The 18,529-nt window shown below is 42.1% G+C and carries 20 protein-coding genes; 13 read left to right on the forward strand and 7 right to left on the reverse strand.

The features are described 5' to 3' along the window. Window positions 1–24: 24 nt before the first annotated feature. A complete protein-coding gene (locus QMN06_RS07425; protein WP_281969496.1) occupies window positions 25–684 on the reverse strand; it encodes an HAD-IA family hydrolase in 660 nt (219 codons plus the stop codon). Next, on the reverse strand, window positions 681–1,649 hold the full coding sequence (locus tag QMN06_RS07430) for an RluA family pseudouridine synthase (RefSeq protein ID WP_281969497.1): 969 nt from the start codon (window positions 1,647–1,649) through the stop codon (window positions 681–683). Before QMN06_RS07430 ends, QMN06_RS07425 begins: the two co-directional genes overlap by 4 nt. Window positions 1,650–2,101: 452 nt before the next feature. On the opposite strand from QMN06_RS07430, the gene QMN06_RS07435 reads away from it, so the two are divergent. From QMN06_RS07435 to QMN06_RS07455, 5 genes are read left to right on the forward strand one after another with little or no spacing between them, the layout of a single operon-like run. Next, window positions 2,102–4,636, forward strand: a complete 2,535-nt coding sequence (locus tag QMN06_RS07435; RefSeq protein ID WP_281969498.1) for an Rne/Rng family ribonuclease — start codon at window positions 2,102–2,104, stop codon at window positions 4,634–4,636. 18 nt (window positions 4,637–4,654) lie between these two features. Next, entirely contained in the window at window positions 4,655–5,773 is a 1,119-nt protein-coding gene (moaA, locus tag QMN06_RS07440; protein ID WP_281969499.1) for a GTP 3',8-cyclase MoaA, read from the forward strand. Between the two features lie 5 nt (window positions 5,774–5,778). Then, entirely contained in the window at window positions 5,779–6,381 is a 603-nt protein-coding gene (gene mobA, locus QMN06_RS07445; RefSeq protein ID WP_281969500.1) for a molybdenum cofactor guanylyltransferase MobA, read from the forward strand. After that, window positions 6,378–7,706: a gephyrin-like molybdotransferase Glp gene (glp, locus tag QMN06_RS07450; protein WP_281969501.1), complete on the forward strand. Its 1,329-nt coding sequence runs from the start codon at window positions 6,378–6,380 to the stop codon at window positions 7,704–7,706. The genes mobA and glp overlap by 4 nt, the downstream gene beginning before the upstream one ends. Before the next feature lie 47 nt (window positions 7,707–7,753). Continuing rightward, entirely contained in the window at window positions 7,754–8,038 is a 285-nt protein-coding gene (locus QMN06_RS07455) for a hypothetical protein (RefSeq protein WP_281969502.1), read from the forward strand. A 16-nt stretch (window positions 8,039–8,054) separates the two neighbouring features. On the opposite strand, the gene QMN06_RS07460 is transcribed toward QMN06_RS07455, so the two are convergent. Continuing rightward, the gene (locus QMN06_RS07460; protein ID WP_281969503.1) at window positions 8,055–9,044 is read right to left on the reverse strand and encodes a D-glycerate dehydrogenase; all 990 of its coding nucleotides are present in this window, start codon (window positions 9,042–9,044) and stop codon (window positions 8,055–8,057) included. 164 nt (window positions 9,045–9,208) lie between these two features. Between QMN06_RS07460 and fdxA the strand changes: the two genes are divergently transcribed. Genes fdxA through QMN06_RS07485 form a run of 5 tightly spaced genes read left to right on the forward strand, consistent with a single transcriptional unit; the run spans window position 9,209 to window position 12,712 of the window. Then, window positions 9,209–9,532, forward strand: coding sequence for a ferredoxin FdxA (fdxA, locus tag QMN06_RS07465; RefSeq protein WP_281969504.1), 324 nt, complete (start codon window positions 9,209–9,211; stop codon window positions 9,530–9,532). Between the two features lie 33 nt (window positions 9,533–9,565). Next, a complete protein-coding gene (locus QMN06_RS07470) occupies window positions 9,566–10,633 on the forward strand; it encodes an NAD(P)/FAD-dependent oxidoreductase (protein WP_281969505.1) in 1,068 nt (355 codons plus the stop codon). A 51-nt stretch (window positions 10,634–10,684) separates the two neighbouring features. Then, window positions 10,685–11,371, forward strand: a complete 687-nt coding sequence (locus QMN06_RS07475; protein ID WP_281969506.1) for a TerC family protein — start codon at window positions 10,685–10,687, stop codon at window positions 11,369–11,371. A gap of 37 nt (window positions 11,372–11,408) precedes the next feature. Beyond that, window positions 11,409–12,203 carry a thymidylate synthase gene (locus tag QMN06_RS07480; RefSeq protein WP_281969507.1) on the forward strand — a complete coding sequence of 265 codons (795 nt, stop codon included), beginning with the start codon at window positions 11,409–11,411 and terminating at the stop codon, window positions 12,201–12,203. Between the two features lie 5 nt (window positions 12,204–12,208). Beyond that, window positions 12,209–12,712, forward strand: coding sequence for a dihydrofolate reductase (locus QMN06_RS07485; RefSeq protein WP_281969508.1), 504 nt, complete (start codon window positions 12,209–12,211; stop codon window positions 12,710–12,712). A 27-nt stretch (window positions 12,713–12,739) separates the two neighbouring features. On the opposite strand, the gene pmbA is transcribed toward QMN06_RS07485, so the two are convergent. Continuing rightward, the gene (gene pmbA, locus QMN06_RS07490) at window positions 12,740–14,104 is read right to left on the reverse strand and encodes a metalloprotease PmbA (protein ID WP_281969509.1); all 1,365 of its coding nucleotides are present in this window, start codon (window positions 14,102–14,104) and stop codon (window positions 12,740–12,742) included. A 43-nt stretch (window positions 14,105–14,147) separates the two neighbouring features. On the opposite strand from pmbA, the gene mog reads away from it, so the two are divergent. After that, the gene (gene mog, locus QMN06_RS07495) at window positions 14,148–14,768 is read left to right on the forward strand and encodes a molybdopterin adenylyltransferase (RefSeq protein WP_281969510.1); all 621 of its coding nucleotides are present in this window, start codon (window positions 14,148–14,150) and stop codon (window positions 14,766–14,768) included. Window positions 14,769–14,783: 15 nt separating this feature from the next. Here mog and QMN06_RS07500 read toward each other — a convergent pair whose 3' ends face one another. The 3 genes from QMN06_RS07500 to orn all read right to left on the reverse strand — a co-directional run bounded on the left by QMN06_RS07500 (window position 14,784) and on the right by orn (window position 16,272). Further along, window positions 14,784–15,194, reverse strand: a complete 411-nt coding sequence (locus tag QMN06_RS07500) for a type II toxin-antitoxin system VapC family toxin (RefSeq protein WP_281969511.1) — start codon at window positions 15,192–15,194, stop codon at window positions 14,784–14,786. Further along, entirely contained in the window at window positions 15,191–15,427 is a 237-nt protein-coding gene (gene vapB, locus QMN06_RS07505; RefSeq protein WP_281971745.1) for a type II toxin-antitoxin system VapB family antitoxin, read from the reverse strand. The genes QMN06_RS07500 and vapB overlap by 4 nt, the downstream gene beginning before the upstream one ends. Before the next feature lie 284 nt (window positions 15,428–15,711). After that, window positions 15,712–16,272 (reverse strand): oligoribonuclease, encoded by a 561-nt coding sequence (orn, locus tag QMN06_RS07510; protein WP_281969512.1) that lies wholly within the window; start codon window positions 16,270–16,272, stop codon window positions 15,712–15,714. A 27-nt stretch (window positions 16,273–16,299) separates the two neighbouring features. Here orn and QMN06_RS07515 point away from each other — a divergent pair, with 27 nt between their 5' ends. Together QMN06_RS07515 and rsgA are read left to right on the forward strand one after the other, a co-directional pair. Beyond that, the gene (locus tag QMN06_RS07515) at window positions 16,300–17,562 is read left to right on the forward strand and encodes a M48 family metallopeptidase (RefSeq protein WP_281969513.1); all 1,263 of its coding nucleotides are present in this window, start codon (window positions 16,300–16,302) and stop codon (window positions 17,560–17,562) included. 12 nt (window positions 17,563–17,574) lie between these two features. Beyond that, window positions 17,575–18,528, forward strand: a complete 954-nt coding sequence (gene rsgA, locus QMN06_RS07520; RefSeq protein ID WP_281969514.1) for a ribosome small subunit-dependent GTPase A — start codon at window positions 17,575–17,577, stop codon at window positions 18,526–18,528. Window position 18,529: the final 1 nt, after the last annotated feature.

Consider the following 18,529-nt stretch of genomic DNA (forward strand, 5'->3'; position numbering starts at 1 on the left):
GTTTCCTTTTGATTTTTTAATACTTTAACGCAGGAGTATTTCTCTTAATTCTTTTACATGATCAACGCACGCAAGTGGGGTATGAACTAAGAGCTCTTCTTTAGGATGAGCCCCATACGTCACTGCAATCGCATCAACCCCAGCGTTTTTTGCCATTTTTAAATCATGTGATGTATCGCCAATCATCACGACTTTATGCGGCGGTGTTCCCCATTGGTCGAGAAGCTCGAGCAGCATTTGGGGATGCGGCTTTGCACGTGTTTGATCAGCGGTCTTCGTGTCATGAAAAAACTGCTCTAAGCCATGAAGCTTTAGGGTTCGATCTAATCCATGGCGCGGCTTACCCGTTGCAACCGCCAATAAATGACCTTTCTTTTTTAATTCTTCTAGCAATTCACGAATTCCGTGAAACAAAATTAATTCATGATCTTGACTGAGATAATAATGTCGAAAACGCTCGAGAACTATCGGGTAATCTCCTAGATCTAAGTTCGGTAGAATGATCTTAATCGATTCGTGTAGTCCAAGTCCAATCACGTGACTAGCTAATTCATTTGTCGGTATTTCTAAATCCAAATCCGCGCAGGCTTTTTGCATGCAATCCACAATTGTGGGCGTGGAATTCATAATAGTACCGTCCCAATCCCAAACAATCATTTCATATCGTAACTCTGCCGTCTTCATATTTTTATTACCTCTTGAGTATTACCCAATGGATCAATCGAAAAACCTGCAGGCAATGGCGCCTGTATTTGGATTTTTTCTTTGGATGATGGATGTGTAAAGACTAAACGAAAAGCGTGAAGCATTAATCGTTTTACACCAATTTTTTTATCAAGGTCCGAATCTCCATATTTATCATCACCTAAAATGGGATGTCCAATGTACTGTAAATGAACGCGAATTTGATGGGTTCTACCGGTTTTAAGTATCGCCTCCGCAACAAAACACTGTTCCTGATGTGAGGATCCAAGTTGTTTGATGATGGTGTAACTCTCCTGACCACCTTGGTCGACCCGCACCCGTCGTTCACCATTTGGCAAGAGGTATTTGTGCAGCGGAAACTTTAAGGAAACATGACCTTGCCCACCTTGAAATTGACCATGCGCTACCAACACATATCTTTTATCGACCCGACCTTCTCGAATCTCCTCATGCATGGCTGTAAGTGCACTTCTTTTTTTAGCTAAAATGAGCACCCCCGAGGTATCCCGATCAAGGCGATGGACCAGCTCTAAAAATTTTAATTCCGGTCGTGCCATTCTTAATGCTTCAATTAATCCTAAAGAAACGCCCGAACCTCCATGAACAGCTAAACCTGATGGTTTATTGACAATCAATAAGTGAGCATCCTCAAACAAGATCGGCATCTCCTCAGAGATCTTTTTGGCAGAATACTCAATTTTTACATCATGAGAAATATCTTCACGATACGAAACTCTAATGGGAGGTATGCGTAAAACATCTCCTGCCGCAATCCGCGTGGTGACGGTCGCCCTCTTCTTATTGACCCGAACTTCACCAGATCGAATAATTCGATAAATATGGCTTTTGGGTACTCCTTTTGCCCATTTAAGGAGGAAATTGTCTAATCTTTGCCCTTCTTCTTCCTCTGAAATGGTGATTTGACTAACGCTAGATTCAGACATGGAGGGACTTTATAAATTATTTTGTATATATATGTAGGAGTTTTACTAAATACAATGACTTTGCAATATAATCGGGGCTAGTGCATTAAAAACTGCGGTTGCGACGAATCCAAATCAGAATATTTCCAACTGTGTTTTACTGTAACTGCACTAATTATAGCTAGGGAAGGCATTTTCCCCAAGGTAGCTCCCCCCTTGTTGTAATGAGGAGCAGAAATTGAAAGCTCTTTTAGAGCATAAATGGAAGTTTGACAGATATTTTTGTGAACGCTTAGTGGCTGTAAAGTCCTAGCGAGCATGCGAAGCAGTAAGTTTAATAAGATATAAGTTATTAAATATAAAAGGTTTTTTGGATATGATTTCCATATCCAGTTTGGTGAACCTCCTGGTTACCCTATCTTCGCCCTGTTAAAACTTCTTTTGCTTTAGCGCTTTCTGAAAAGGAAACTGTTATGAAAAGAATGTTATTTAACGCAACCCAACAAGAAGAATTGCGCGTTGCGATTGTCGATGGGCAAAAACTAGTCGATCTCGATATTGAAGCCGCTGGTCGTGAACAAAAAAAAGGCAATATTTACAAAGGTGTAATTACCCGAATTGAGCCTTCTTTAGAGGCTTGTTTTGTGAACTATGGTGAAGAACGCCATGGTTTTTTACCATTTAAAGAAATCTCACGCGCTTACTTTGCCGAGGGTGTCGATGTTAAAAAGGCAACGATTAAGGACGCTCTCAAAGAGGGTCAAGAAATCATCGTGCAGGTGGAGAAAGAAGAACGTGGCAATAAAGGTGCTGCATTAACTAGTTTTATCTCTTTAGCTGGTCGCTATTTAGTATTGATGCCCAATAATCCTCGTGGGGGTGGTGTTTCAAGACGTATTGAGGGTGAAGATCGTCAAGAGCTCCGTGAGGCAATGGCTGGTCTTGAAATTCCTGATGGTATGAGCATTATTGCAAGAACGGCTGGTATTGGTCGTGATACGGAAGAATTGCAATGGGATTTAAGTTATCTCATGCAATTGTGGTCTGCAATTGACTCCGCCGCCAAGTCGAACCAAGCTCCTCTGCTTATATACCTAGAATCTAGCCTGGTAATCCGTGCGATTCGGGATTATTTCCAGCCAGACATCGGTGAAATTCTCATCGATACGGACGACATTTTCGAACAAGCACAAGCATTTATGTCTGTCGTAATGCCTGACAATATGCCAAAGGTCAAGCGATACCTTGAGGATGTGCCACTATTTTCTCGCTTTCAAATCGAGCACCAAATTGAAACGGCCTACTCCAGAACAGTCAACCTACCCTCCGGTGGTGCGATTGTAATTGACCATACTGAAGCTTTAGTTTCTGTCGACGTCAACTCGGCTCGTGCAACGCGCGGCTCTGATATCGAAGAAACAGCAACAAGGACGAACTTAGAAGCTGCTGATGAAATCGCTCGTCAAATGCGTCTTCGTGACTTAGGTGGCCTGATCGTGATTGACTTTATTGATATGGAGTCCACAAAGAGTCAAAAGGATGTTGAGAATCGTATCAAAGATGCCCTAAGACATGATCGCGCTCGCGTTCAAACGGGGAAAATTTCCAAATTTGGTTTGATGGAACTTTCTCGTCAACGTCTACGCCCTGCGTTATCAGAGGGTAGTCATATTACCTGCCCACGTTGTACGGGTACTGGCCATATCCGCGATACTGAGTCCTCAGCTCTGCAAGTCTTACGTATTATTCAAGAAGAAAGTATGAAAGAAAATACGGCGGCAATTCACTGCCAAGTGCCAGTGGATGTGGCTGCTTTCTTATTGAATGAAAAACGTTCAGAAGTGATCAAAATTGAAGCTCGTTCCAAAGTCAATGTTCTCTTAATTCCAAATAAATATCTAGAAACGCCTCACTACAAGCTCGAAAGATTGCGTCATGATGATCCTAGACTCGATCAAAATAAAGCAAGTTATGCGATTGCTGAAGAAGTGACAAAAGAAATGGAAGAGGATACGATTGTCAGTAAACGCGCAGAGGAAGTTAAACCTCGCCAAGTTGCTGCGGTTCGCGGCATTACGCCAAGTCAGCCTGCACCAATTAATCAACGTGCTGAACAAGCGAAGGTACAAGCTCCAGCAAACCCTAATCAAACCATTGGTTTTATGGGCTTTATTAAGCGCCTTTTTAGTGTCGCTCCCGCAGCTCCTGCGCCAGCAGCAGTGGTGGTTGCTCCTGCGCAACCCGCTCATCGCCCTGCTCGCAAACAACCCCAACGCCGTGGTCGCCCAGATCAGCAACGCACAGCAGATGCTCCAGCTAAAAATCTTGAAAATACGGTAGATGCAGGTTTAAATGCTGGCACCAACGTTTCTGGCTCTGCTCCAAAACCAAAGCGTGGTCGTAACCAACGCCCTGAGCAAGAAAAATCGACTGAAACTGCTTTAGTAAATGGTTCGGAAATACCTCAAATTGCTTCAGAGTCAAAGGAAGGTAGCGATGAAAAACGTCGTTCACGTAATCGTCGCAATCGTAATCGCAATAAAGATCGTGCCGATCGTAATGACAAAACAACGGATGCATCTGAACAACTGGTTTTGACTGAACAAATGCCGGATCAGAGCGCAAACTCTGCTTCACAAATGAGTTCCAACACAGGTGTAACAAATTCTGTGGCTAGCACCCAAAATGCATCACTCAATGTTGCTCCAATCGCACCTGATGTTGTAGCACCAACGATCGTAGCGGCGGTTCCTGTACCTAAAATTCCTGTAGCATTACCAACAGTAGCTATGCAAGCCTTAAATCGTGAGCCTTTAGAGGCTGTTTTATCTCATGTTGGTTTAGTCTGGGTCGATACCAATCCAGAGCGTCATCAAGAAGTGCTTCGTCAAATTGCTGCTCAACCGAAACCTACTCATGTTCCTCGTGAACCAAGACCGGCTACCCCACTAACTGAAGGTCCAATGATTTTGGTGGAAACTGGCGGTGCTGAGCGCGTTGTTCATTAACGACGACTTGATATTGGAATGAAAAAAATCATCCCAATCTCTGCTTTGGATGCTCTCCAAAGTAAAACAAAGCATGCACTGGTGCCAAAGCAATTTAATCAACCCACGGGAGTTTTACAAGACTTCCGTGGCAGGTTTCTTCAAGACTTAAGAATCTCAGTTACGGATCGCTGTAATTTTCGGTGTCCATACTGCATGCCTAAAGAAATTTTTACGAGTGATTACAACTACCTAGGCCAAAAAGAATTATTGACCTTTGAAGAAATTACTCGCCTTGCTCAGATTTTTATTACCCATGGGGTAAAAAAGATTCGGCTAACTGGTGGTGAACCCCTTCTTCGTAAAGGGATTGAACATCTTGTTGCAATGTTATCACCTTTGCAAACACTGGATCAAATGCCGATTGATCTCACATTAACCACGAATGGCAGTTTACTGAAAAAGAAGGTAAATGCTCTCAAAGATGCTGGCTTAAAACGTATCACAGTAAGCTTGGATGGTATCGATGATGCTAGCTTTCGGAAAATGAATGATGTTGATTTTGCGGTGCGTGATGTACTTGATAGTATCGAGGCGGCTATTGAGGTGGGGTTCGAATCGGTCAAAGTCAATATGGTTGTCAAAAAAGGTGTGAATGATCACGAAATTTTGCCGATGATTAAACACTTTCGAAATACGGGTGTAATTGTCCGTTTCATTGAATACATGGATGTTGGCAATACGAATGGTTGGCAAATGAATGAGGTTTTGCCATCGCGTCAAGTGATTGAAAGAATCCATGAACAATTTCCATTAGTTGCGATTGATCCTGACTATCCTGGCGAAGTTGCTCAACGTTGGAAAATGCTCGATGGTGGTGGTGAAATTGGTGTTATTTCAAGTGTGACGGAAACCTTTTGTCATACCTGTACACGTGCCAGAATTTCCATGGAAGGTAAATTATTCCTCTGTCTATTTGCAAATCAAGGTTACGACCTAAAAACGCTACTTCGTTCAGACGTGAATGACCTTGCAATTGCCAATTCAATTGCGCATATTTGGCAATCACGTGATGATCGGTACTCGGAGTTACGAACGCAAATTCAAAAAGGTGAAATCCATCATCCCAAAGTGGAAATGTCGTATATCGGGGGATAAAAATCATGGATAGATCATTGATTGAAGGTTTAATTTTGTGTGGTGGTCAAGCCCAAAGAATGGGTGGTCAAGATAAAGGTCTTATTCAGCTCAAACAACGTCCACTCTTTGAGCACTGTATAGAAAGGCTTGCCCCTCAAGTGGGTGCTTTGATGCTCAATGCCAATCGCAATCAAGATCGTTATGCATTATCAAAATTACCTGTCTACGCAGATACTCATTTAGATTTTTCTGGTCCACTGGCAGGTTTTTATGTGGGTCTAAGTCAATGCAAAGCCCCTTATTTGGCGATTGTTCCATGTGACTCCCCTGTTTTCCCACTAGACTTGGTCGAGCGCTTATTCATGGGCTTACAAGCAAGTCATGCCGATGTCAGTTACGCAGTGACAAAAAATAGTCAAGATCAACAACAAAACCAATCGGTATTTTGTTTAATACGCAATGGTTTAAAGGATCATCTGAGTCAATTTTTAGATCACGGAGATCGTAAAATCGATCGTTGGTTCCATCAACTAAATTATGCTGAGGTACTTTTTCCAGATGAATCTGCTTTTGCAAATATCAATACTCCTGAAGAACTTTTGAAGATGGAAGGCCTACTGTCGTGAATCCATTATTTCCAGATACAGGGCAACTACAAAAGAATTGGCAACAGCAAAAAGGGAGTGACTTGTTCAACCCTAATGCACTGCAAATCGATATTGCAAAAGAGTTTATGCGCTCCTATACGCATGAATTTCGTATCAAACTTGGAAACGAAATTATTCCACTAGAAACTTCTTTAGGGCGCGTTCTTGCAGTTCCTATCATTGCCAACATGAATGTACCATCAGCCAATAATTCGGCGATGGATGGCTATGCGTTTTCCTCCACAGCGTTAAGCAATCAATCCACGATTGAACTCACGGTCATTGGCAAACAAATGGCTGGTCAAGCGCCTCAACAAGAATTAATGCAACAATTTGACCCGAATCTCCATTGTCTTCGCATCATGACTGGTGCCGTCATGCCATCGTGTTGCGATACGGTTATTCCGCAAGAATGGGTAACGGTTAATTCTCAAGAAATTACATTTGATCCTTTAAAAATTACTGCGGGTGATAATCTTCGACTGCAAGGTGAGGATCTTCGTTTAGGAGATGAGGTTTTGCCATCTGGACGTATTCTGCGCCCCAGTGATCTTGGCTTAATTGCCTCAATGGGCTTTGCGACTGTTCAGGTTAAAAAACGCATCACTGTAGCCTATTTCTCAACGGGAGATGAAGTAACTCCTTTAGGTGCTGAGATTCGTGGGGGTGCTTTGTATGATAGTAATCGCTACACCCTTCTTGGAATGCTAACTCAGTTAGGTGTGCAATTAATCGATTTAGGTATAGTGCGCGATGATCCTGCTGCGCTGCGAGAAGTATTCTCCACCGCGGCAAATCAGGCAGATGCTATTATTACATCAGGTGGTGTCTCGGTAGGTGAGGCAGACTTCACCAAAAAAATGATGCAAGATTTAGGTGATGTTGCATTTTGGACTCTTGCCATCAAACCCGGACGCCCGATGGCCTTCGGTAAAATTAATGCGACGGATTCTTCAGCGGTCTTATTTGGTTTGCCGGGCAATCCTGTTGCTGTGATGGTGACTTTTTATCAATTTGTACAAGATATCCTGCTCTATATGGGGGGTGCGAACCATATTCCAACCAGCTTCCAAGCAAAATTTGATGGTTCTTTTACCAAAAGGCCTGGTCGTACAGAATTTATTCGCGGGATCTTGCATCGTGATGCATCTGGTAATCTTTGGGTCAAGCCACATGGTCATCAAGGTTCTGGGATTTTGCGATCCATGAGTGAGGCAGACTGCCTAGTTAATCTACCATCATCTCAGACACAAATATTTCATGGTGATCTTGTAGATATCTCTGTAATAAATTGTTTAATCTAATATAATTGTTGTCTTTTAAACCGTATTCATTAAAGAAACAATTTTTCATGACCAGCAGTAAAAGAGAAATCATATCGGTTGATCCGATGCATACAGCCAAAACGCTTGTCTTGGTTTATATGTGTTTTTCACTGCCAGTCATTGGCTTGTTCTTTATAGACGCCTACCTTCGTTATGGCGAAATCCCCTTATTTGTTGTCTTGTACGGGGTATTTTTGAACGTGGTTTTAGGCTTTGCAGTGTTATGGCTTGCTTGTAAAGTCTATAACTGGGTGGCTGCAAAATTTGGTGGCATCGAACTTGATCTCAAAGAAATTCCTGAAGATCGCTAAGTCTTTTTTTAAATCATCACTTCAATAACTCCGTATTGATTAAATTAGGCGGTCGCTCTTGATTAAGACCCGCCAGTAAATTATCAATCGCTAAATGCATCATCGCTAAACGTGTTTTTTTGGTTGCACTCCCAATATGGGGTGCTAAAACAATATTTGGCACTTCTAATAATCCTGGATGAATATTAGGCTCCCCTTCGAATACATCAAGGCCAGCAGAGAAAATCTGGTGATTCTTCAAAGCCTGAATTAAGGCATTCTCATCCACAATACCTCCTCTTGCAATATTGATCAAGGTGGCCGTAGGCTTCATCAAGGCAAGTTCTTTTTCCCCAATAAAATGATGATTTTCTGGAACATATGGCATAACTAACATCACATGATCAGCGCTTGTTAGTAACTCTTCTTTGCTCACATAGTTAGCTTGACACTCCTTCTCAATCTCTTCTGAGAGTCGTCGACGGTTATAGTAAATCACGGTCATACCAAAAGCTAAAGCTCGTTTGGCAATCGCTTGTCCAATTCGACCCATCCCCAAAATCCCAATCGTGGAATGATGAATATCCACTCCCATCATGCCACCTAAAGACCAGTTCTGCCAATGACCTGCTCGTAACCAATGCTCGCTCTCAGAAAGTCGTCTTGCGGCTGCCATCAATAATAAAAATCCCATATCTGCGGTGGTATCGGTCAAAACTTCTGGTGTGTTAGTGGCGAAAATATTTTTATCAGTGAGGCATTGCATATCAAAATTATTAAACCCGACGGCAATATTGGAGACAATTTTTAAACGATCTGCCTGACTCAATGTTTGTGCATCGATTTTTTCGCTACCAGTCACTAAAGCACCGTCAACGTTTGCTAAGCGGATGGTTAATTCACTTGGGCTTAGTGGGGCAGTTTGGTCGTTGTAATCAAGATCAGCAACCGCACGTAGTCGCTCTAGACCCTCTGGGAATATCTGCCGTGCAACAAAAATCTTCGGTTTTGCTGGGCTTGTTGTCATACACTTTTCTCCGAAATCGACTAAAAATTGATTGTAGTGGAAGCAACTACGCCATCAGGAAATAGATGCTTATTTAGTCAAAAAATAATAAAACAATCTAAGCGAATGAAAATCAAGTAATTTTTACGGTAAAATGAGTTTTTAATGCTTAACTTTATTTCATTATGACTTACGTTGTCACAGAATCTTGCATCAAATGTAAATACACCGATTGTGTGGATGTCTGCCCAGTTGACTGCTTTCGTGAAGGCCCTAATTTTTTAGTCATCGATCCGGATGAGTGCATTGATTGCGCCGTTTGTGTCCCTGAGTGCCCAGTGAATGCGATTTATGCAGAAGATGATGTTCCAGGTGACCAACAACAATTTATCTCTCTCAATACTGAACTCGCGCGTTCTTGGAAGTCGATCACCAAATCCAAAGGTTCTTTGCCTGAGGCAGAAGATTGGAAAGATGTTAAAAATAAGCTCGATCAACTCGTGCGCTAATATTATTTCCAAATATTTTTTTAGGAATTTCAAGTGTCAGATTTAAACACTTCACCTGGTTTACCCCTCATTGAAACTGAAGCAGTAATTGTTGGTGCGGGTCCTGTTGGACTATTTCAGGTATTCGAGCTCGGTCTATTAGAAATTAATGCGCATGTCATTGATTCTCTTCCCGTGGTTGGAGGGCAGTGTGTTGAACTCTATCCTGACAAACCAATTTATGACATCCCTGCCGTTCCAGTATGTACCGGTCAGGAACTCACTGATAATCTGTTAAAGCAAATTGAGCCTTTTCACCCGACATTCCATTTAGGCCAGGAAGTGGTTGAGGTTGCGCAACAACAGGATGGTAGGTTCTTAGTTGTAACGTCAAAAGATACCCGCTTTTTAACCAAAACTATCTTTATTGCAGCTGGTGTCGGCTCATTTCAGCCAAGAACAATCAAGGTCGATGGTATAGAAACGTTTGAAAATAAACAACTCTTTTACCGTGTGAAAAATCCTGAGGTTTTCTTTGGTAAAAATATCGTGATTTGTGGTGGTGGTGACTCCGCTTTAGACTGGGCTCTTAACTTTGTTGGCAAAGCTGAAAGTGTCATTCTGATCCACCGTCGTGATGGCTTTAAAGCAGCACCCGCATCTGTTGCCAAAATGAAAGAACTTTGTGCAGAGTATGAAATGCAGTTCGAAGTCGGTCAAATTACTGGCTTTGAAGAAAAAGACTCTACTCTGACCGAAATTAAAGTAACCGGCGCTGATGGCGTCACACGCCGTATTCCTCTCGATATGCTCTTGGTCTTCTTTGGTCTATCCCCAAAACTAGGTCCAATTGCTGAATGGGGCTTAGACATCGAGCGTAAACAACTCGTGGTCGATACGGAAAAATTCGCAACGAATATTCCAGGCATCTATGCTGTTGGCGATATCAATACCTACCCAGGTAAAAAGAAACTGATCTTATCCGGCTTTCACGAAGCAGCTTTGGCAGCTTTTGCTGCGAAAGAATATATGTACCCCGATAAAAAGGTACATCTGCAATACACCACAACATCTCCTAAACTGCATAAAGTACTTGGCGTAGAAACCCCTACTTTTGACTAGGTTTTAAGGTTTTAGGTTTGAATGTCATTAAAACTGCTATATTCTTGAAATATGCCTGCTGAATACGCCGCCCTCATTGATAATTTAATCGCAATCATCATTATTGACCTAGTACTTGCTGGGGATAATGCGATTTTGATTGCTCTTGCCACTAAAAATCTCCCTGCCAACCTTCAGCGTAAAGCGATTATGTGGGGCTGTGTTGGTGCAATTGTAATTCGTACCCTCATGACTATTTTGGCGGTGCAATTATTGAAGATTCCAGGTTTAAGCGCCATCGGTGGCCTAGCCCTACTTTATATTGCTTATCAACTCATCACAGATAGTGGTGATGATCATAAAGAAGCTGGATCTGTCACCTTCTGGGGTGCAATGCGCACCATTATTATTGCCGATGCAGTGATGGGGATTGATAATGTTTTAGCTGTCGCAGGAGCATCTGAAGGGAATATTTATTTAGTTGTTATCGGTCTTCTCATTAGTATTCCGATTGTTGTATTTGGCAGTCAATTGGTTCTAAAACTGCTTGAAAAATATACCTGGCTGATCTACGTCGGTGGGACTGTGCTCATTATTACTGGAGTCAAAATGATTGGCCATGAAAAACTGCTAGACCCTTGGTTCAACGAAATCCTTCATCCATATAATGAATTTATCTTGATGGCCGTGTCTTTAATCGTGATTTTAGGTCTAGGTATTCGGGCACGTAACAAAACATCAGAAATAAAATCGCACTAAATATTCGCATGGCTTTGGTTTTCGCCTAAAATAAGTCATGGATTCTTATTTACATCTGATGCGCCACGTTCTCGATCATGGCGTCAAAAAAACTGATCGAACTGGTACTGGAACTTTATCCGTCTTTGGCCACCAAATGCGCTTTGATTTGGCTAAAGGCTTTCCTATGGTGACCACCAAAAAACTCCATCTCAAATCTATCATTTATGAACTGCTTTGGTTCCTCAAAGGTAGTACGAATAATAACTGGCTAACTGAGCGTGGTGTTTCTATTTGGAATGAGTGGGCAAAGCCTGATGGTGAATTAGGGCCTATCTATGGCTATCAATGGCGCTCTTGGCCAACGCCAAGTGGTGAACATATCGATCAAATTAGCCAAATCATTGAACAAATTAAATCGACTCCAGATTCGCGAAGGATTATTGTCTCCGCCTGGAATGTGGCAGATATTCCGTCAATGGCTCTAGCTCCATGCCATGCGTTTTTCCAGTTTTATGTGGCAGATGGGAAACTTTCTTGCCAACTCTATCAACGTAGTGCAGATATTTTCTTGGGTGTTCCTTTTAATATCGCAAGCTACGCATTACTCACCCATATGGTGGCTCAGCAAACGGGTCTTGAGGTAGGTGATTTTGTCTGGACGGGTGGCGATTGTCACTTATATTCAAACCACCTTGAACAAGTTAATTTGCAACTGACTAGAGATCCGCTACCTCTTCCACAACTGGTCATCAAACGTACTCCATCTAGTATTTTTGATTATGAATTTGAAGATTTTGAAGTGCTTGGCTATGAATGTCATCCTGCAATCAAAGCCCCTGTAGCGATTTAATTGTCATGAAAATCACGATCATCGTTGCTCGTTCTACTCAAGGTGTGATTGGTCGTGATAATGAGTTGCCATGGCGTCTACCGGCAGATCTGAAGCACTTTAAAAATACAACTCTAGGTCACCCAATCATTATGGGGCGTAATACTTGGGAATCCTTGGGCCGTCCCTTACCTGATCGCAGGAATATCGTCATTAGTCGCACTCCAGGATTCTCGGCGGAAGATGCGGAAACCTTTTCAAGTCTTGAAGATGCTCTATCGGCCTGCGAGACTTCTGATCAGGTATTTATTATTGGTGGCGCTCAAGTCTATGAGCAGGCTTTAGAATTTGCTGATGAAATGATCATAACTGAGGTGCAAATCGATGTTGTCGGTGATGCCCACTTCCCGGAGTTCGAGGAAGAGGATTGGCGTGTAACTCACTTTGAAGAACATCCTGCTGAACCAGATCCAAAAAATGCTGGAAAAGAATTTCCAGCATTTGCTTTTGTTACCTACTCTAGAAAATAACGATCTAAAGTCTTCTTCTCGTTGCTTTTACGATCCACCAATCATCATTTCACGAATGAGTATGGATCCACACTCTTTGGTTCCTCGTGTTAAGACATCTGAACCAATCGTTTCTATACCTAGAAACATTTGTTTGAGGTTACCTGCAATAGTAATTTCCTCTACGGGATATTGAATCACGCCGTTTTCAACCCAATAACCAAAAGCTCCTCGAGAGTAATCGCCGGTGACGTAATTAACGCCCTGCCCCATGAGTTCAGTGACGAGAAGTCCACGTCCCATTTTTTGTGCCAAACCAGATAAATCATCACTAGGTGAAGTTCTAGAACTTGCCATTGTTAGATGATGCGCACCACCTGAGTTACCTGTGGTTTGCATTCCTAATTTACGGGCTGAATAAGTGGATAAGAAATATCCTTGTACAACGCCTGCCGAAACAACCTGACGAGCTTGTGTCCTAACTCCCTCATCATCAAATGGTGTACTGCCACTGAGTCTTAAGCGATGGGGGTCTTCATCAATCTGAATATGATCTGGAAAAACTTGCTTGCCAAGGCTGTCTAATAAAAAGCTTGAACGTCGATATAAAGAACCACCAGATATGGCCTGCACAAAAGCACCTAATAAGCCAATCGCAACCGGAGCCTCAAATATCACGGGGCATTTTTGGGTGGGTATAGGCCTTGCACCAAGTCGTGATAAGGCGCGCTGTGCAGCGTATCGTCCAATGGCTTCTGGGTCTGCAAGCTCTTGTGGCAAGCGTGAGGTAGAGTACCAGTCATCTCTTTGCATCGGTGCACCTTTACGACGTGTTGCACTAGCTATCGGAGCACAGGAGATGTAATGCCTTGAAAATGGGTAGCCTGCTAAAAATCCACGTGTCGTTCCCATCTGAAAATGGGTCTGATTGGCAGCAATCGAAGCACCATCACTATTGGTAATTAAAGCATTTACTGCAAAAGCCGCATCTTCTGCGCGTTTTGCAATCTCGATCGCATCCTCAACAGATAAATCCCATGGATGAAACAAATCTAAATCTTTTGGATTTTTTTCTAATAACTCTTCTTCTGCCAATCCGGAAAATGGGTCAGGGGCGGTATATCTGGCAATATCATAGGCCGCTTGAATCGTACGCTCGATTGCTTCAGGAGAAAAGTCACTGGTACTGGCATTGCCACGCTGTTGACCTATGAACACGCTGATCCCTAAGGATTTATCAACGCTACGCTCAATCGTCTCAACCTCACCACGGCGCACGGACACAGATAAGCCATTGCCCTCAGATACTTCAACAGCAGCATCGGTCGCACCAAGGGATTTAGCTCGAGAAAGGGCATCTTGAATGATTTCTTGAAACTCAAATGCGGAATAAGTAAAAGTTTTATTTGTCATTCCCTTATCATAGCGATTATTTGTATCAACAATGAAAATCACTATGATAAATACTGAAAATTTAGAACAAATTCGTATTGGCCTGGTCTCTATCTCCGACAGAGCATCTTCGGGGATATATGAAGATCAAGGAATCCCCGCACTTGAAAAGTGGTTAAGTAGCGCTTTAACGACGCCATTTACGTGCATTACAAGACTTATTGCGGATGAACAAGCGGTGATTACTGCAACTCTAATTGAACTAGTCGATGTGGAGCAATGCGATTTGGTATTAACCACTGGTGGGACTGGTCCGAGTCGCCGTGATGTAACGCCGGAAGCAACGCTGGCTGCCAGTACAAGGGAAATGCCTGGATTTGGGGAACAAATGCGCCAAATTAGCTTAAAGTTCGTCCCTACGGCGATTTTGTCACGTCAAGTTGGGGCTCTTCGTGAAATCGATGGTCACGCTGCACTCATCATCAATTTACCGGGTCAACCAAAGGCGATTGCAGAAACCCTAGAGGGCCTTAAAGATACCGATGGGAAAATAATCGCCTCTGGTATCTTTGCTGCCGTACCCTACTGCATTGATTTGATTGGTGGCCCCTACATCGAAACAAATGAAGCAGTTGTCAAAGCGTTTCGACCAAAGTCTGCATTAAGGCCCAAAAACTTGTCATAGCGTTTTTGAATTTTTTTAATGTTTTACCCAGTTCTCTACTTTTAAGCCTGGAAAATTTATGAAATCTTTTTCATTATTAGTCACCAAAATTACTCCCAAAGAAACAGCATGAGAGGCAATTAGTTTATCCAATGCATCTCTTGTTCGATCCTTATAAATTGCTCTTAGAGGCCCATAAGATCTTGCCGCCAAATGATCAAAAGGCACTACAAGAAATTCTTCCAATAAGCTTGATAGAGCCAATCGATTTGTTTTTTCAAATTCTTTACCCTTTAGGCTAATTCCAAACTCAAGTTCAGCAAGAGTAATTGCTGAAATGACAATCTCTCCAACAAAAAAATCTTGAAAACGCTCCTCAACATCTGGTAATTGATTCTTCATTAAATAAATACAAATATTCGTATCCAACATCAATTTTGGAGTCATAAAGATTCCCGCTCCTTTTCAATATTTTCTCCTCTTCCCTCCACCATAAAATCAGGTGAAAACTGAGCAAATTTTTTCATTACATTTCCAATTCTCCTCTGAGCAGGTCGAATACGTAACTCATCACCATGCCGTTCGATGATGAGATCTATATCCCATTTACTGTAGGCAAGTTCAGCAGGGATTCTTACTGCTTGAGAATTTCCATTTTTAAAAAGCTTGGTATTAGCCATAAAACCCTCCGATTGGATGTACATGTACATCTTACGCATGTTTAGGCTATCTGTAAACTTCTCTATAGAATTTTCTTCAGTAATATCAATACTTTTGATTGGAACAGGCAAAAAAATTTCCTCAAGATTTGAAGAGTTTAATTTTAGCCTCTACCTAATCCTCCAATGCCAAGATGGTCTCTTGATTCATTAGCTAGGAAAATAAATGATTAAAGTGGGCTTAATCACAATTTATTTACTAAGTATTACTTCTAAAGCCCAAAGCGTGACTTTAGGAAATGCCTTCAGCTGTGAGGGGTTCTAAAGAAGTTCTCGCGGTAATAGCGCAACTCTTCAATGGACTCAATGATGTCCGCATAGGCAGTATGGGCTTGTTTTTTTGTAAAGTTCTTGGCTACTTCTGGCTGCCAACGTTTACAGAGTTCTTTTACGGTGGAGACATCAATATTTCTGTAATGGAAAAATCCTTCAAGTTTAGGCATATATCTTGCCATAAACCGTCGATCTTGATGGATGGTATTGCCACACATCGGAGAGACTCCTGATTTGAGATGGGTGGCTAAAAACTCCAAACAAATCTTCTCAGCTTCTTCTTCGGTTGTGGTGGAGGCAAGGACTTTATCAATTAAGCCGGATTTTCCATGAGTACCTTGATTCCAAGCGTCCATGCCATCGAGTAATGTCTTGTCCTGACGAATCACTAAAACAGGACTTTCCGCAATAATTTCGAGATTACCATCGGTGATCACCATGGCTAACTCTAAAATCCGCTCTTTCTCGGGGTCTAGCCCACTCATTTCCATATCCAACCAAATTAAACGGTCTTTTTTCAGTTCTGTGTTCAAATCGCAACTCGCTTCTATAATTAACAAATGATATTTACTTATATTTTCCTCGCTTTTTTGTTATTGGGCCTTTTTACCCAATTTTTCCTTGCGCAGCGTCAGATTCAATCTGCTCGTCTTCATAGCAATCAAGTACCTGCCGGCTTTGAAGAATCCATCTCGCTAGCCGATCATCAAAAAGCTGCTCACTACACGATCGCTAAATTAAAGCTTTCATCAGTTGAAACATTTTTCTCGCAAGCACTATTAATTGCTCTCACGATGTTGGGTTTTTTATATTCGATTCATCGTGAGCTACTAGATATATTCTCTGCTGGTGTTTGGCAACAAATCGCTCTCCTACTCTCCATCAGTTTTTTATCTAGCTTGATCGATCTTCCTTTTTCTTGGTACAAACAATTTCGTTTAGAGGAACAATTTGGCTTCAATCGCATGACTCAAAAACTCTTTTGGCTCGACTTTATCAAAGGCACTGCCCTGAGCCTCGTAATTGGCGTCCCTTTACTTTGGGTGATTCTGAGTCTCATGCAACAAGCGGGTCAATATTGGTGGCTATTTGCTTGGGTCTTCTTGGTAGGATTTATTTTGCTAGCTACGTGGATCGCCCCAGTTGTCATCATGCCTCTCTTTAATAAATTTAAACCACTTGATGATGGTCCTCTCAAAACCTCAATTCAATCTCTTTTAGATCGTTGTGGCTTTGTGAGTAAAGGTCTATTTGTGATGGATGGCAGTAAAAGAAGTGCCCATGGCAATGCATACTTTACAGGGATTGGTAAAAATAAACGGATTGTATTTTTTGATACGCTGATTGAGAAACTTTCTCCTGTTGAAATCGAGGCTGTCTTAGCTCATGAACTTGGTCACTTTAAAAAAAACCATGTGCATAAAAGAATGTTACTAACCTTCTTCATGAGTCTTGCTGGTTTAGCACTATTGGGTTGGCTGTCTCAACAAATCTGGTTCTATGAAAGCTTAGGCGTACTTCCAGAAATCGATGGTAATAATGCAGGTCTTGCCCTTGCTCTATTCTCTTTGACAATTCCAGTCTTTACGTTTTTTATTACTCCACTGGGTAGTTTACTGTCACGCAAACATGAGTTCGAGGCTGACGCCTTTGCCGCCGAGAAATCGAATGCAAGTGACTTAATTTCAGCACTGATTAAGCTTTATCAAGATAATGCTGCAACTCTGACTCCAGACCGTTTATATTCGGCATTTTATGACTCACATCCACCAGCACCGATTCGAATCGCTCATCTGAATCAATTGATCAAGGTCGCAACCTAATGGAATACCGTCTTGCTTAACTCTTCCTTCAAGGCGCTCTTAGTAGCTTCTTATGGTAGAAATTATTTAGCAAGACCTCTTCACCCAAGTTCTTCTGAACCCGAGTTTTACGAAGTTAAATCGCGGGGAAAAAAGCATGAAGCGGCTGTGGGTGATTTTTTAGAATTACAAACAACCTCTCCCAATCAAGCAGTAATAGAAAACATTCTGCCTCGTAACAATTTATTATTTCGCTCTGATGCTTTTCGATCAAAATCCATTGCGGCCAATGTGGATCAAATTCTGCTAGTTCTTGCAACTGAGCCAGGATTTTCACCTGACTTACTTGGCAGAGCTGCTATCGCTGCTGCGCATGAGGGTATTGAACTGCGGATCTTACTGAATAAAACTGATTTAAAGGAGCAGCTTCTCAAAGCGCGTGAACTCTTAGCACCCTATCAACATCTCGGGATTCCGATTCATGAGATTTCAGCAAAGTTTGATGCGGATAGCATGTCATCCTTAGAACCTTTTTTAGCAGGCAAGGTCTCAGTTCTCGTTGGACAATCGGGGATGGGTAAATCAACCCTCCTCAATCAATGGATTCCTACTGCAAGCGCTCAAACAAGAGAACACTCAACGAAGTTAGATACCGGCAAACACACAACAACTGCTTGTCGTTATTACGACTTACCTGCTTGGGGAGTTCAACATGGTGTTGTTGGTGCACTCATTGATTCACCAGGTTTTCAGGAATTCGGTCTAGCGCATTTATCAGAAAGTGAATTACAACATGCCTTTACTGAATTTATTCCTTATCTAGGACAGTGCCGCTTCCATAACTGCTCTCATTCGCATGAGCCTGGATGCGCTATTCTTGAAGGAGTATCACAGGGTCTCATTTCACCTACACGGGTTAAATTATTTAATCAACTATTGCACGAGAGTCGCAATGCCACGATTCAAACACAGGGACATCAGTCTTAAT

The organism is Polynucleobacter sp. SHI8 (assembly GCF_027944005.1).
Lineage (GTDB): Bacteria > Pseudomonadota > Gammaproteobacteria > Burkholderiales > Burkholderiaceae > Polynucleobacter.